General features: G+C 60.2%; 7 protein-coding genes. All 7 read left to right on the top strand.

Annotated elements, in window-relative coordinates:
- The first annotated feature begins 1 nt into the window (after window position 1).
- The 7 genes from ACGSLL_RS23570 (at window position 2) to ACGSLL_RS23540 (ending at window position 15,402) form a co-directional block, all read left to right on the top strand.
- On the top strand, window positions 2–4,498 hold the full coding sequence (locus ACGSLL_RS23570) for a SpvB/TcaC N-terminal domain-containing protein (RefSeq protein ID WP_394508139.1): 4,497 nt from the start codon (window positions 2–4) through the stop codon (window positions 4,496–4,498).
- Window positions 4,498–7,200, top strand: coding sequence for an RHS repeat-associated core domain-containing protein (locus ACGSLL_RS23565; protein WP_394508138.1), 2,703 nt, complete (start codon window positions 4,498–4,500; stop codon window positions 7,198–7,200). Before ACGSLL_RS23570 ends, ACGSLL_RS23565 begins: the two co-directional genes overlap by 1 nt.
- Window positions 7,197–9,926, top strand: a complete 2,730-nt coding sequence (locus ACGSLL_RS23560) for an RHS repeat domain-containing protein (protein WP_394508137.1) — start codon at window positions 7,197–7,199, stop codon at window positions 9,924–9,926. The genes ACGSLL_RS23565 and ACGSLL_RS23560 overlap by 4 nt, the downstream gene beginning before the upstream one ends.
- 84 nt (window positions 9,927–10,010) lie before the next feature.
- Entirely contained in the window at window positions 10,011–11,771 is a 1,761-nt protein-coding gene (locus ACGSLL_RS23555) for an ATP-binding protein (protein WP_394508136.1), read from the top strand.
- Window positions 11,771–13,099 carry a sigma-54-dependent transcriptional regulator gene (locus tag ACGSLL_RS23550; protein WP_394508135.1) on the top strand — a complete coding sequence of 443 codons (1,329 nt, stop codon included), beginning with the start codon at window positions 11,771–11,773 and terminating at the stop codon, window positions 13,097–13,099. The genes ACGSLL_RS23555 and ACGSLL_RS23550 overlap by 1 nt, the downstream gene beginning before the upstream one ends.
- Before the next feature lie 372 nt (window positions 13,100–13,471).
- Complete coding sequence (locus tag ACGSLL_RS23545) at window positions 13,472–14,791, top strand: MFS transporter (RefSeq protein ID WP_203419280.1); 1,320 nt, start codon at window positions 13,472–13,474, stop codon at window positions 14,789–14,791.
- 377 nt (window positions 14,792–15,168) lie between these two features.
- The gene (locus tag ACGSLL_RS23540; protein ID WP_394508134.1) at window positions 15,169–15,402 is read left to right on the top strand and encodes a hypothetical protein; all 234 of its coding nucleotides are present in this window, start codon (window positions 15,169–15,171) and stop codon (window positions 15,400–15,402) included.
- Window positions 15,403–15,678 lie beyond the last annotated feature (276 nt).

The following is a 15,678-nucleotide window of genomic DNA, read 5'->3' as shown; positions in this document are numbered from 1 at the left end:
CATGGCTGAGCCACAAGACCTGAGCATCGTTACGCCCTCCATCGCCAGCAGCGCGTCGATCGCGACCGTCGGCAAAAGCTGGGGCAGCGTCGGGCCGACCGGTGCGGCGTCGTTTGAACTGCCAATTCCTCTGTCGACCGCAGATGTGTGGAGCCCGACGCTGGCGTTGAGCTACAGCAGCCAGAGCGGCAACGGTAATTTTGGCATCGGCTGGAATCTGCTCGGCGTCGGTCAGATCAGTCGTCGCACCAACAAAGGTGTGCCGCGCTACACCGATCACGATGAAATCATCGGTCACGACGGCGAAGTGTGGATGCCGGAGCTGAATGATGACGGCGACCTTCAATTGCGCGAAGAAAGCACCTACAACGGCACCCCCATCGGCTTGCACCGGGTGGTGCGCTACTGGCCGCGAATCGAAAGCGATTTCGCCTTGCGCGAACGCTGGACCCAGGTCGAGGATGCATCGGTTTTCTGGTTGATTCACGGTGCTGACGGTTCGCTGCACCTTTACGGCAAAACCGCCGCTTCACGTCGCGCCGATCCCGATGACCCGCAGCGAATCAGCGCTTGGCTGCTGTGCGAAAGCATGAACACTCACGGTCATCACATCTATTACGAGTACAAGGCCGATGACCAGGAAGCCGACCCGCTGCACGACTACCGCGCGCAGCGATATCTGCAGCGGGTGTGTTATGGCAACTCGATCGCCAGCAGTGAGCTGTACAGCTGGGGTACAACCAGCCCCGGCGAACTCGACTGGTACTTCCACCTGCTGTTCGACTACGGCGAACGCAGCACTTCGTTAACCGGGATTCCGGTCTATGACGGTGAAGCCGTCGAACAGTGGACGTTGCGAGCGGACGGTTTCTTCACCCATGGCCAAGGCTTCGAACTGGGCACCCGCCGCCTCTGCCGGCAAGTATTGATGTTTCATCACGTGCCGGCTGAAAAAGGCGAGCCAAAAAAACTCGCACGCCGCCTGCTGCTGGAATATCGCCAGCCCCAAAACACCGGGCAATGGGCTTTCAGCCAGATCAGCGCGGCTCACTACCAGACGTTCGATGCCAATGGCCTGGTCGAGGACACCCCGCCGGTCGAGTTCGATTACAGCCCTTTCGAACTCGATAACACCCCAACGCGCCTGTTCGAACAGCAAGTCCAGCCAGGGATCGAAGACGGTGGTTTCTACCAGTGCGTGGACCTCTTTGGCGAAGGGCTGCCGGGCTTTCTGTGTCGTTATGACCAGAGCTGGTATTACCGCGAACCGCTGCGGGCCGCCAAGGGCACGGACGACCTTGCCTACGGGCCATGGACCGCACTGGAGCGGATCCCCGTGGCCAACCGTAACCGCGCAGTGCAACAACTGCTGACTGACCTGACCGGTGACGGACGTCTGGACTGGATCACGGCACAGCCGGGCAGCAGCGGTTTTCGCACCCTGACCGCGCAACAGGTGTTTGCCGACTTCGTGCCGTTCCCCGCTTTCCCGCTGGATTTTTTCAATCCACACTCGGTTCGCGGTGACTTCAGTGGCGACGGCCTGCTCTCGATCGGTTTGATCAGCCCGCGCTCGGTCAAGGTCTTCGCCAACCGGCGCGAACATGGCTTCGCCGCCGCTGAAGAAGTCGCGCACGAACCCGATGATGACCGCCTGCCGCTGTTCAGTGACTCGCCTTCGGAACTGGTGCTGCTGGGCAACCTGCTAGGCAGCGACATGCCCGAACTGTGCCGGATTCGTCACGACGAAATTCGTTGCTGGCCGAACCTCGGCCATGGCCGCTTCGGCAAGGGCCGCAAGATCAGCGATCTGCCCTTTGCCTACGAGCAATTCGATGCCTCCCGTGTGCGCCTGGCCGATCTCGACGGGTCTGGCGCGACAGCCTTGATCTATCTGCGCTCCGACGCCTTCGATATCTACCTGAACCGCGGCGGCAATGGCGTAGAGCAGATCCCGATCAGCGTGCCGTGGCCGGCCGGCGTGCGCTATGACCGCTTCACCCAAGTCAGTTTCGCCGACCTGCAGGGCCTCGGCTGTGCCAGCCTGATCCTCACGGTGCCTCACATGCAGCCGCAGCACTGGCGCTATGATTTCGTTGCGGCCAAGCCCTATCTGCTGACCCACAGCAACAACAACATGGGTTGCAGCGCCGAGGTGTTCTACCGCAGCTCGGCGCAGGAATGGCTGGATGAGAAGCATCGCTTGCTGACGCTCAAACGCCTGCCGGTCTGCCATTTACCCTTCCCGGTGCCGGTGGTGAAAAAACAGCGGCAACTCGATGAAATCACTGGCAACTGCCTGACCCAGTCCTTCACCTGGCGCGAAGGCATGTACGACAGTCGTGAACGCGAGTTCCGCTGTTTCGGCCAGTTATCGCAGACCGACAGCGAAAGTGCCTCGAGTGACGATGATGTCGGTTTCAGTGAAGCCGTGTGCGTCTGCACCTGGTTTCACACCGGGCAATCGCTGGATCTGCCGCGCGATGACTATTTCAATCGGGACGCAAGCGCAGTGCCGTTGGGTAATACCTTGTTCAGTCGTTATCACCTCAATGATGACGTCGATGAAACGATCGATCCCGCGAATGACGACACTCGTTACCAGATCGCCCGAGCACTGGTCGGTTCGGTATTGCGCAGCGAAACCTGGGCCGCAGCCGATCTGGACGTGCCCGGCATCGCCGTCCCGTTCATTGTCCAGGAACTGCGTTACCGGGTCCGCGAAGTACGCCCGCAAGGTGCTTATGGCGCCGCCGTGCTGTTACCCCTGCTACTGGAAAGCATCGATTACCAGTACGACCGTTTTGTCGATGATCCGCTGTGCCGCAAAACGCTCAACCTGCGCTCCAACGTCCACGGCCAACCGACCCATTCACTGACGGTCAGCTATGCCCGTCGGCTTATCGAAACCGACACGCCTCCGTTCAGTGATCCCGACGAACAGCGCTGGTGGCGTGACGCCCACGACCCGTGTCAGCAGTGCTACTACGTAAATGAAATGCGCGCGCGATTCATTGATCTGCTGGAGCCGGATCACTGGCGCCTCGGTTTGCCTTATCAACAGCGTGGCAATGCATTGGTGTTGCCCAAGCTCCCGCTGCCGGGTGGGCTGGACCCGGCGCAGATCACCTATGAATGCCTGATCGTTGAGGAGGGTTCCACGCACTGGAACGCCGAGCGCGTGTTGACCAATCAGTCGGTGCAGCGCTATGTCGATACGAACGGTGATCCGCTACCCGATGGCGTGGCGGGGTTCGCAGCATTGTCCGGGCCGCTGGAACTGGCACAGCTGGACAAGACTGCGCTGGATGCCTACAGCGATCCCGCTCTGGGCATCGATATACGGCTTGAGCTGGCGAAAATCGGTTACGAACCCATGCCGTTTCTGTTCGATGACTCGCCACCCGATGACGAGCAGAACCTCTGGTCCGCCTGTTACGGCTACGCCGAATATGCCGGCCTTGAGGGCTTCTACAAAGTCCGCCGCTACCGCGAAACGCTCAGCCACGGTTACACCCGCGCCGAATATGACGTTCATGGACTGGCCGTCACGCTGGTCGAGTTGCCGGATGGCTGCACCACGCGTGTCACCTTCGACTACCACGCGCTGCAACCGCGGAACATCATCGATGCCAATGACAATATTCAAGAGGCGCTTTACGAACCCTCGGGACAGCCGCTGGCGATCAGTTTCCATGGCACCGAGAACGGTATCCCCGCAGGTTTCAAACCGCTTAGCGACTATGTCCGGCCAGAGGATCTGCTCCCTGACACCGCCATCGCCGATCCGGTCGCTGCTGTGCAGCAAGCGGCAAGCACACTGCGCAAGGACCTGTTCAGCTGGATGGGGCAACTCGCCGAAGGCGACCTGCGCAAGTGGATCGAAGCCGGCTATCTCCTGCCCAGCGGCCACATCAGAGCCAGCGCGCGACGGCAACTCGCGCGGCGCCAGAGCGTCCTGACAGCCGATGAGCAGGCCGTTTACGAAGCGATCACGACAGCGCATCGCGAACCGGTACACAGCGTGATGCTCAGTGCCGACCGCTATCCCGACGATCCGGAGCCGGCGCAGATCCAGATCATCAAGGCCTGCGTCGATGGCTTCGGCCGGGCGTTGCAGACCCAGCAACTGGTTGATCCGGGCAAAGCCTGGGCGGTGGGCGCAGACGGCTCGTTGATCGTGGAGAATGGCCAGATCAAGGAAGTCGATGCCGACCCGCGCTGGCGCATCAGCGAACGCGTCGAATACAACAACAAGGGCCTGCCGGTGCGCCAGTTCCGGCCGTTCTTTGCCAATACCCACCGCTACGTCAACGACCAGTCGCTGCGCGAATCGGGCCATTGTGATCAGCTGTTTTATGACGCGTTGGGCCGCAAGATCAGGCTGCTCAATGCCAAGGGCGACATTGCTCGCGAATGTCCAACGCCCTGGTATGTCATCAGCGAGGATTTCAACGACACCGCCGAACCGTCACCGTCGGCAAAGGCGCAAAGGTGATGACCGCCAACCTGCATTGGCGTACGCCGGCGCTGGCGGTCAGCGATGCGCGTGGCTTGCCGGTGCGGCAGGTCGCGTATCTGCGAGCCGTGGCCGCTGATACGCCCGTCGCGCTGGTCACTCGTCAGCATCATGACCCCACAGGACGGTTGATCGAGCAATGGGATCCGCGACTCGAGGTGCCGGCCCTGACTTCTGTTCACCACCTCAACGGAACGGTGTTGCGATCCGCCAGCGTCGACTCCGGGTGGCGCCTGCACTTGCCGGGGCTGGCCGGTGAGCCGTTGCAGCGCTGGGACCAGCGCAACACACGCTGGCGCTCGACCTTCGACGAGCAATTGCGCGTGCTGACGCTCGCTGAAAACGACGAGGTGGTCGATACGTTCACCTATGCCGATGCACTGGCTGACGCCGGACGCAATCAGCGCGGCCAATTGCTCAAACAGGAAGACCGCTCCGGCACGTTGACAGTGGACAGCTTCTCGCTTGCCGGCCAGGCGCTGAACGAAACCCGCACTTTCCATGATGGCGCAGCGCTTGGCAGTCAATATGTATTCAGTCCGCTGGACGCAGTGCTGGAGCAGACCGACGCGGGCGGCCATCGACAACGCTCGCGCTACGGTCTGGCCGGGCAACCCAGACAATTGCATCTGCTGATCAACGGCCACACCGAATGGCAAACGGTGTTGCAGGATGCGCAGTACAACGCCGCCAACCAGATCATCGAACAGCTGGCCGGCAATCAGGTGCGCAGCCGCTGGACTTACGACCCGGCCGACGGTCGCCTGCACACCCAGTCCAGCCGCAAGAGCGGCGGCGATGTGCTGCAGGATTTCGAATATTTTTACGACCGCGTCGGCAACATCCTGCGCATCGAAGATCACGCGTTCGAGCCCCATTACTTCGCCAACCAACTCGTCGACGGCCACCGCGATTTCAGTTACGACTCGCTCTACCGGCTGATCCGCGCCACGGGGTACGACGACGCCCCTCTTTCAGAGATCCCCGGCCTGCCGCAACCGACCAACCCGAACAATCGCCTCAATTACACCCAGACGTATCGATACGACCACGGTGGCAACCTGACCGAACTGCGTCATGTGCGCGCCGACAACAACTACACGCGCAAAATGCACGTTGACTCGCGCAGCAATCGCGCCGTGCGCTGGGCAGAAGGCGTCGAACCAGACTTCGACACGCTGTTCGACCGCCACGGCAATCAACAGGCCGTTCACGCCGGCAAACCTCTGCTCTGGACTGTTCGCGATGAGGTGCAACAGGTGTCGCTGATCGCTCGCGAACATCAGATGTGCGATATCGAGCGATACGAGTACAGCCAGGGGATGCGGGTCTTCAAACGCCACGAATATCTGGCCGCCAACGCCGAGCATTTTCATCAGGTGCGCTACTTGCCGGGCCTGGAAATCCGCACGAAAGACCACGGCGAAGAACTGCACGTCATCAGCGTCGGCAGCGCGCGTTGCCTGCATTGGGTGGCGAACAAACCGCAAGAAATCGATGCCGATCAACTGCGCTACAGCCTTGAGGATCACCTCGGTTCCTGCGTGATTGAACTCGATCAACAGGCCCGACTGATCAGCCAGGAAGGCTATTACCCGTTTGGCGAAACAGCGTGGATGGCCGCACGCTCAGCGCTTGAAGTGAGTTACAGGTTCGTCCGTTATTCGGGCAAGGAAATGGATATCAGTGGGCTGTATTACTACGGTGCCCGTTATTACGCGCCGTGGGTGCAGCGTTGGGTAAGCGCAGATCCGGCCGGCGATGTGGATGGCTTGAATCTGTATGGCTTCGTTGGAAATAACCCGTTGCGATACTTCGACGTTCAAGGGCAACAGCGCACGCCTTCTGAGTTATTAACAGTGACCAAGGACTACGAAACCCTGCTGGGCGCCGTAGAACGCAGGCTGGACAAATCAATCTATCAACTGGGCCACTTGAACAGGACCAGAGATATTTACCGCTCCAGCGGCAAGCGAGCGGCACTCACCTTTCTCAACGTTTTCGCTTCTGCCATCACCGCAGGCACGGTGGCAACAGTGGGAACCGTCATCGGCACAGCCGTCACGCTCAATCCCATCGCCGGGATAGGTATCGGAATGGGTGCAGCAGCGATCGCCGCTGACGTAACAGGAGCGCAGATTGACAGGCTTGGCGAAGACAATGCCTATGGATACGCACTCATGCCTGACGGTGCCGACTACGATGTGGGCCGTTTGAAGAAGGAAGTGCAGCCCAAAAGCTGGGCGTCGAAAATAAAAGAAGTGTTCCAAAAATATGACCCTCGCACCACTGAGGGCAATAAGGAGGCATCGCTCGTTGGTGTTATCGGAGCCGCGGATGCGCTGACAGACGGCACTAATCTGGAAAAGTATCTGGCTTTTTTCCGCCTGACTATCGAAGTGACCGAGGCTTTGAACGACTCACTTGGGCAACATGACCTGGATCTCGTAGAAGCAGGTGTTCAGGTGGTTGCCGATTTCCTCGAGTCGCAGAAGGAGTTGTCTGATCTGGCGCTGGAAGAACTGGAGGACCTCGGGCGCGAAAACATCGCGACAGCCCAGGGTACTCGTTATCGTCTCACTCAAATTGAAACCGCCGTGCTTGGCAAAATGAATCGTACCCTCGAGCTGCTGCCAAGGGCGGCGTCACACATTCAGCAGAAAAGCGCGGTAAAAGGATGACAAATATCCGCTTCGCTTCTCGTACCCCAGACCTGGTCGCGAAAGACGGCAGGGGCCTGACTGTCAGACACATCGCTTACTTGCGCAACACCATCGATACGGTGGTGGAACGTCTTGTAACCCAACAGTCTTATAACGCAATCGGTGAAGTGATCGAAAAACGCGATGCACGTTTATCCAGTCCAGATTGCCGTCCCAATGTGACCACCTTGTATTCACTGGCCGGCAAGCCGTTGAAATCCATCAGTGTCGATGCCGGCTGGCGCCTGAATCTGCCGGGGCTGGCGGGTGAGCCGTTGCAGCGCTGGGATGAGCGCGGTAGCCGTTGGCACAGCACCTTCGATGAGCAACTTCGGGTGGTGGCGCTCGCGGAAAATAACAAGGTGGTCGATACGTTCATCTACGCCGATGCGACCGCCGACGGCGGACATAATCTGCGTGGGCAGTTGGTGGAGCAGCACGACTGCTCGGGCACATTGCAGGTGGACAGTTATTCACTGGCCGCGCAGCCGCTGAGCGAAACCCGCACCTTCAACGATGGCGAAGCGTTCGCCAGCCAGTGGCGGTTCAGCCCGCTCGGTATGTTGCTGGAGCAGACCGACGCGGGCGGCCACCGACAACGATCGCATTACAGCCTGGCCGGACAACTCAAACAAACGCACCTGCACATCGGTGGCGTGGGTGATTGGCAGGCAGTGCTGCTGGACATGCGCTACAACGCCGCCAACCAGATCATTGAGCAACTGGCCGGCAACGATGTGCGCAGTCGCTGGACCTACGACCCGGCGGACGGCCGTCTGCACACCCAGTCCAGCCGCATAAGCAACGGCGATGTCCTGCAGGATTTCAAATATTTTTACGACCGCGTCGGCAACATCACACGCATCGAAGATCACAATTTTGAGACCCGCCATTTCGCCAACCAGCTTATCGACGGCCACCGCGACTTCAGCTACGACTCCCTGTATCGACTGATCAGCGCCACCGGTTATGACGATGCACCGCCCGCGGACATTCCCGGTCTGCCGCAACCGGGCGACCCGAACAATCGCCTCAACTACACCCAGACCTACCAGTACGACCACGGCGGTAACCTGACCGAACTGCGCCATGTGCGCGCCGGCAATAGCTACACCCGGCAGATGCGCATCGATCCGCAAAGCAATCGCGGCGTGCGCTGGACACCCGGCGATGGCGAACCGGACTTCGACACGCTGTTCGACCGCCACGGCAATCAGCAGGCCGCCTATTCCGGCAGACCTCTGAGCTGGAATGCGCGGGATGAAGTGCAACAGGTGATCCTCGTGGCACGCGAGAGCCAGATTAATGACCTCGAGCACTACACTTACAGCCAAGGTGCGCGGGTGTTCAAACGCCACGAATATCTCGCCGCCAATACCGAGCACTTCCATCAGGTGCGCTACTTGCCGGACCTGGAAATCCGCACCAAAGACAATGGCGAAGAGCTGCACGTCATCAGCGTCGGCAGCGCGCGCTGCCTGCATTGGGTGGCAAACAAACCCGAAGGCATCGACGCCGATCAACTGCGCTACAGCCTTGAGGATCACCTCGGTTCCTGCGTCATGGAACTGGATCAACAAGCGCAACTGATCAGTCAGGAGGGTTATTACCCGTTTGGTGAAACGGCGTGGATGGCCGCGCAATCAGCGCTGGAAGTGAGCTACAGGTTCGTGCGTTATTCGGGCAAGGAGATGGATGTCAGCGGGCTGTATTACTACGGCGCGCGCTATTACGCGCCGTGGTTGCAGCGCTGGGTCAGTGCGGACCCTGCGGGGGATGTGGACGGGTTGAATCTGTATGCGATGGTGTCAAACAATCCCTTGCTCTACGTCGATACGTCAGGTCAGTGGAAATCTTTGGCGGACAGTCTGCGTGGGCTCGTGGGCATAGCGAAGAAAACCAGCGATTCGATCAGTCAATTGCATGAGTTGGCGACCAAGTTCGACGGACTCATCCCTGAAGACGCATCGATCAACGATACGCGTGCAAACCTGACCTTCGGAAAATTCCTCAAATCAGGCTACGCATTGAGATCAGCTTATAAGGGCGCCAGATTTGCCGGAGGGGTCGGCGCGACAGTAGGCAGCTTTGTCGGGGGGTTGGTCGGCATGGCTGGTGGCCCTGCCGGAGCAGCGAGCGGTGCCGCGGTCGGCGGCTTGATAGGAGGTATTGCAGGCGCAGTAATAGGTGCCATTGCCATCCCGATCATGCGCTACCACTTTCTCAAAAAGGGTTTGAAGCTGACTGAAGTTCTGCATACCGAAGAACTGAAAAATGGTGCCCAAGCGGTCAGCGACGCCGCCCAGTCGGGAGCGGACCTCGCACAAAGCGTGGTGGATGGGGTGACTGATCTGGTGGATGACAGCACCAGACTGCTCAACGGGATCAAACGCTTCACCGAAAACCTCAGCAGCTATTCGCAACCTCTTCAGGATATGTTCTATGACCAGTTCAAACCGCTGGTGGGGGAACAACAACGCGAAATCCTGAAACTGGCGAGAAGCGGCATCGACCCGTTCGAGGCAATCGAGCAAGTGCTCAAAGCAGGAGAGCAAATGTTTGAAGAGCCTAGCGAAGCCGACGGAGTTACCGGACGCATTCAACAACTGCAGCGCTCGATCACAGAAGAACCAAGCCGCAAACCGGTACCTAAACCACGCCTGGATCTGCAGCGTCGACGTCAGGCAGAGCAATCATCCGCATGACCACCGTGGCCCGCGGCAACAGCACGGCGGGCCACGTCAACCCATGCTATCGTGCCCCCCCGTCCTGCCGACCCATCGCCCAGCATGCTGCCGACTTCCCGTACCCTGCGTCTGTCGTTGTATACCCTGCTGATCATCGCCGGCACGGCGCTTGCCGCCACGCTTGCCATCCGTCACGCCGAACGTCAGGCACTGGAAGAAGACGCCGCCCGCGCCAACCAGCAACTGGCGTTGTATGCCAACTCGCTACACACCCTGATCGACCGCTACCGCGCTCTGCCCGCCGTGCTGGCGCTGGATCCGCAACTGCGTACGGCGCTGGCAGGTCCAGTGGATGCCGAAGAACAAGCGGCGCTGAACCTGAAACTGGAAAAGATCAACGGCGCGGCGCAGTCATCGACCCTTGAACTGCTCGATCGCACCGGCCTGGCCGTAGCCGCGAGCAACTGGCGCCTGCCGAGCAGTTACGTCGGCCACAACTATGGTTTCCGTCCGTATTTCAGCCAGACCCGCACCCAAGGCACCGGGCGTTTTTATGCGGTGGGCGTGATCAGCGGGATTCCCGGTTATTTCCTCTCCAGCGCGGTGCTCGGCGACAACGACGAGTTTCTCGGCGCAATGGTGGTCAAGCTGGAATTCCCGGAGCTTGAGCGCGAGTGGCGCCAGGGCAGCGACACGCTGCTGGTCAGCGACGCTCGCGGGATCATTTTCATCGCCAATCAGCCGGGCTGGCGCTACCGCGCACTGCGGCCGCTGAACGCCAGCGACCTGGCCGAGATCAAGGCCACGCGGCAATACGACAAACAATCGTTGCTGCCGCTGACCCACCTGGCGCTGCGCCGTTTCGATGACAACAGCGAGCTGCGCCGCGTCGAAGGCCCGGACGGCACCGCCGATTATTTGTGGGAATCGCTGCCGCTGGCCGCCGAAGGCTGGACCCTGCATTTACTGCGCCGTCCGCAGGTGGCGTTCGAAGACCTGCGCAATGCCGGGCTGGCCGCCGCCGGGGTGTGGCTCGCCGTGGTGTTTCTGCTGCTGTTTCTCAATCAGCGCTGGCGCCTGTCGAAAATCCGCCAGCGCAACCGCGAAGAGCTGGAACGGCTGGTGGAGGAACGCACCCGCGATCTGCGCACCGCGCAGGAAGGTCTGGTGCAATCGGCCAAACTGGCCGCGCTCGGGCAAATGTCCGCCGCGCTCGCGCATGAAATCAATCAACCGCTGACCGCTCAGCGCATGCAGCTGGCGACGCTGCGCCTGCTGCTCGAACATGGCCGCGTCGACGATGCCTACAAAGCGCTGAAACCGGTGGACGACATGCTCACACGCATGGCCGCCCTCACCGGTCATCTCAAGACCTTCGCGCGCAAGAGCCCCAGCGGTTTACGCGAACGTCTCGATCTGGCGACCGTGGTCGATCAAGCCTTGCAATTGCTCGATGCGCGGCTGCGTGACGAACAGGTCAGCCTGGTGCTGCACCTGACCCGCCCGGCGTGGGTGCGCGGTGATGCAATTCGCCTCGAACAGGTATTGATCAACCTGCTGCGCAACGCACTGGATGCGATGCACGGCAAAGCCTGCAAGCGTCTGGAAATCCGTCTGCAGGCCGATGAGCAACTGTGGCACCTGAGCGTCAGCGACAATGGCGGCGGGATTGCCGAAGAACATCTGGCGCAGGTGTTCGACCCGTTCTTCACCACCAAACCGGTGGGTGATGGCCTGGGCCTTGGCCTGGCGGTATCGTTTGCGATCGTGCATGAATCCGGCGGGCGCCTGAGCGCCGAGAATGGCGACACCGGCGCGGTGTTCAGCCTGACTTTGCCGATCGATCTGGAGGCACATATCTGATGCTCAATTCGGTGATGGTCGTTGATGACGAAAGCAGCATTCGCAGCGCCGTCGAACAGTGGCTGAGCCTGTCCGGCTTCGAGGTGCAACTGTTCAGCCGCGCCGAAGAATGCCTCGCCGCCCTGCCGGCGCACTTTGCCGGGGTGATCCTCAGCGACGTGCGCATGCCCGGCATGGGTGGCTTGGCGTTGTTGGCCGAAATGCAGAAACGCGATGCCGATCTGCCGGTGATCCTGCTCACAGGCCACGGCGATGTGCCGATGGCGGTCGAAGCGATGCGCGACGGCGCCTACGACTTTCTGGAAAAACCCTTCAGCCCGGAGAGCCTGCTTGGCAGCCTGCGTCGGGCGCTGGACAAGCGTCGTCTGGTGCTGGAGAACCGCGCGCTGCACGAACAGGCCGACCACCGCGCCAGACTCGATACGACGTTGCTCGGCGTTTCCCGTGGTTTGCAGACCCTGCGCCGGCAAGTGCTGGATCTGGCCGCGTTGCCGGTCAACGTGCTGATCCGCGGCGAAACCGGCAGCGGCAAGGAACTGGTCGCGCGCTGCCTGCATGATTTCGGCCCGCGCGCAGACAAGCCGTTCGTGGCGCTGAACTGCGCGGCGATTCCCGAGCAACTGTTCGAAGCCGAGTTGTTCGGTCACGAGAGCGGCGCGTTCACCGGTGCCTCCGGCAAGCGCATCGGCAAACTCGAATACGCCGATGGCGGCACGCTGTTTCTCGACGAGATCGAAAGCATGCCGCTGGCTCAGCAAGTGAAACTGCTGCGCGTGTTGCAGGAGCAGAAGCTGGAACGGCTGGGCTCGAACCAGAGCATTCGCGTGGATTTGCGTATCGTCGCGGCGACCAAACCGGATCTGCTCGACGAGGCGCGCGCCGGACGTTTCCGCGAAGACCTGGCATATCGCCTGAACGTCGCCGAACTGCGCCTGCCGCCGTTGCGCGAGCGGCGCGAAGACATTCCGTTGCTGTTCGACACCTTCGCCCGCCAGGCCGCCGAGCGCCTCGGTCGCACCTTTGCGCCGTTGAGCGGCGCGCAGCTGAGTCACCTGCTCAGCCATGACTGGCCGGGTAACGTGCGCGAACTGGCGAACGTTGCCGAACGCCAGGTACTGGGGCTGGATGAACCGGTGCCGGGGATCGATCCCGGGCAATCGCTAGCCGCACAGCAGGAAGCGTTTGAGGCGCAATGTCTGCGAGCGGCATTGACCCGGCACAAGGGTGACGTAAAAGCGGTGCTTGAGGAGCTGCAACTGCCGCGCCGGACCTTCAATGAAAAAATGCAGCGGCATCGGTTGAGTCGGGAGATGTTTCTGGCGGAGTGATTTTCTGTGGGGCTGAGAACCATCCCCCTCACCCCAGCCCTCTCCCCCAAGGGGGCGAGGGGGAAAGGGAGCCGATCTGCATGCTATTCAGAATATGTATTCCACTCGGTATCTCAGGTCGAAACACTTCAAATAAACCACTCGGTCAGTCCCCTCTCCCTCCGGGAGAGGGCTAGGGTGAGGGGCTTTCGGCTTGCGCCTCAATAAGCGGAAATCCGCTCATCAAACCAAATCCTTCGGCGATATACCGCTCACCCCTTCCCGTCAGCCCCTCTAAACCGGCCTTCCCCCCGTTGGCACAGCTCCTGCTATAGCCCTGGCAGGCTGCGTTTCGACGCGCTCCACAAAAACAATTAAACGAAGGATCCTTCAATGGATAACTCCAACGCCCTGCCACTTGGGTCGGCGGCTGCGCCGGTCAAAGCAAGAACCACCGCCAGCCGGATCAAATCGATCTTCAGCGGTTCCGTCGGCAACATGGTCGAGTGGTACGACTGGTACGTGTATGCCGCCTTCTCGCTGTACTTCGCGAAAACCTTCTTTCCCGCCGGTTCCACCACTGCGCAATTGATGAACACCGCAGCGATCTTCGCCGTTGGCTTTCTGATGCGTCCGATCGGCGGCTGGCTGATGGGCATGTACGCCGACAAGGTCGGCCGCAAGAAAGCCCTGATGGCCTCGGTCTACCTGATGTGCTTCGGCTCGCTGCTGATCGCACTGAGCCCGAACTACGAAACCATCGGCATCGGCGCGCCGATCCTGCTGGTGTTCGCCCGTCTGCTGCAAGGCCTGTCGGTCGGTGGCGAATACGGCACCTCGGCCACTTACCTCTCGGAAATGGCCACCAAGGAACGTCGCGGCTTCTTCTCCAGCTTCCAGTACGTGACCTTGATCTCCGGCCAGCTCATCGCGCTGGGCGTATTGATCGTGCTGCAAAACACCCTGACCACTGAGCAACTGTACGCGTGGGGCTGGCGCATTCCGTTCGCCATCGGCGCGCTGTGTGCCGTGGTTGCGCTCTACCTGCGTCGTGGCATGGAAGAAACCGAGTCGTTCACCAAGAAAGAAAAGTCCAAAGAAAGCGCCATGCGCACCTTGATGCGCCACCCCAAAGAGCTGTTGACCGTGGTCGGCCTAACCATGGGCGGTACGCTGGCGTTCTACACCTACACCACTTACATGCAGAAGTACCTGGTGAACACGGTGGGCATGAGCATTTCCGATTCGACCACCATCTCCGCTGCCACGCTGTTCCTGTTCATGTGCCTGCAACCGATCATCGGTGGCCTGTCGGACAAGATCGGGCGTCGGCCGATCCTGATCGCTTTCGGCGTGCTGGGGACGATCTTCACCGTGCCGATCCTGATGACACTGCACACCATCCAGACCTGGTGGGGCGCGTTCTTTCTGATCATGGCGGCGCTGATCATCGTCAGTGGCTACACCTCGATCAACGCGGTGGTCAAAGCCGAACTGTTCCCGACCGAAATCCGCGCCCTGGGCGTCGGCCTGCCGTACGCACTGACCGTGTCGATCTTCGGCGGCACCGCCGAATACATCGCGCTGTGGTTCAAGAGCATCGGCATGGAAACCGGTTACTACTGGTACGTGACAGCGTGCATTGCCGTGTCGTTGCTGGTGTACATCACCATGAAAGACACCCAGAAGCATTCGCGCATCGTGACTGACTGATCGGGTTTTACAGCGCCACTGCAACGGTGGCGTTGATGGCCCTTCGCGGGCAGGCTTGCTTACACACTGGATCGGTGGTCGACACCAATCCCTTGCAGGAGCGAGTCTGCCCGCGAATGGGGCTTCGCGGTCTTCAGATCATGACTCCCTTTGCACATCGATTAATCACTAATTAATCCCGCCACCGCATCCTGCCCCTACCTGATCGATGACCTGCGCGACGCTCGCTCTTGCGAAAAAAGCGAAAAACATGCGCCGCCCTTAATATCAAGTTAATCGATAGTTTTTAGCATTATTTTGCACTTTTTAATCAATTTAATTGGCGTAGCATCAAACCCATGCAAGACACACACGCCAACCCATCCGGAGTAACCGCCATGAAAACCCGACTGATGCTTGCCCTGACCCTGTCCGTACTGGCCGCCAACACCTTCGCTGCCGATGGTTCGGACCGCACCAAATCCGCCGATTTCATTTCCGGCGCCACTGCTGCCATCGAAACCAGCCATTCGGGCACTTATGCCGCTGACGGTTTCGACAAGACCCACATCGGCAAAACCGTCGCCGCCGATGGTTTCGACAAAACCGGTACGGCCGATGCCATCAGCTGAATATCAGCAGTCCCTCACACAGCCCGGCTTCGGCCGGGCTTACTGATTTTCGGGCATTGCAAACATACCTGTGGGAGCGAGCCTGCTCGCGATAGCGCCATATCAGTCAATGCAGTTGTAACCGATACACCGCTATCGCCAGCAGGCTGGCTTGTATGGTAGGACTCGAAGGGGTGGGTGGGACCTCAAGCTGGCTTCTGACTGTTAGCCGCAGTACAGACCGTGGGAGACATCGCCCCACCCCTTCCACCAAAGCGCCGATAAAGAATGCTTCGT

The sequence above is a fragment of the Pseudomonas retamae genome, assembly GCF_043496865.1.
Lineage (GTDB): Bacteria > Pseudomonadota > Gammaproteobacteria > Pseudomonadales > Pseudomonadaceae > Aquipseudomonas > Aquipseudomonas retamae.
Note: the sequence above shows the minus strand (reverse complement) of the source record. Positions and strands in the feature narration are given on the sequence as shown.

Excerpts from the sequence above, each read along its gene's own strand:
- ACGSLL_RS23565 (WP_394508138.1), top strand. The coding sequence starts at position 4,498 with ATGACCGCCAACCTGCATTGGCGTACGCCGGCGCTGGCGGTCAGCGAT.
- ACGSLL_RS23550 (WP_394508135.1), top strand. The coding sequence starts at position 11,771 with ATGCTCAATTCGGTGATGGTCGTTGATGACGAAAGCAGCATTCGCAGC.
- ACGSLL_RS23540 (WP_394508134.1), top strand. The coding sequence starts at position 15,169 with ATGAAAACCCGACTGATGCTTGCCCTGACCCTGTCCGTACTGGCCGCC.
- ACGSLL_RS23545 (WP_203419280.1), top strand. The coding sequence starts at position 13,472 with ATGGATAACTCCAACGCCCTGCCACTTGGGTCGGCGGCTGCGCCGGTC.
- ACGSLL_RS23555 (WP_394508136.1), top strand. The coding sequence starts at position 10,011 with ATGCTGCCGACTTCCCGTACCCTGCGTCTGTCGTTGTATACCCTGCTG.
- ACGSLL_RS23570 (WP_394508139.1), top strand. The coding sequence starts at position 2 with ATGGCTGAGCCACAAGACCTGAGCATCGTTACGCCCTCCATCGCCAGC.
- ACGSLL_RS23560 (WP_394508137.1), top strand. The coding sequence starts at position 7,197 with ATGACAAATATCCGCTTCGCTTCTCGTACCCCAGACCTGGTCGCGAAA.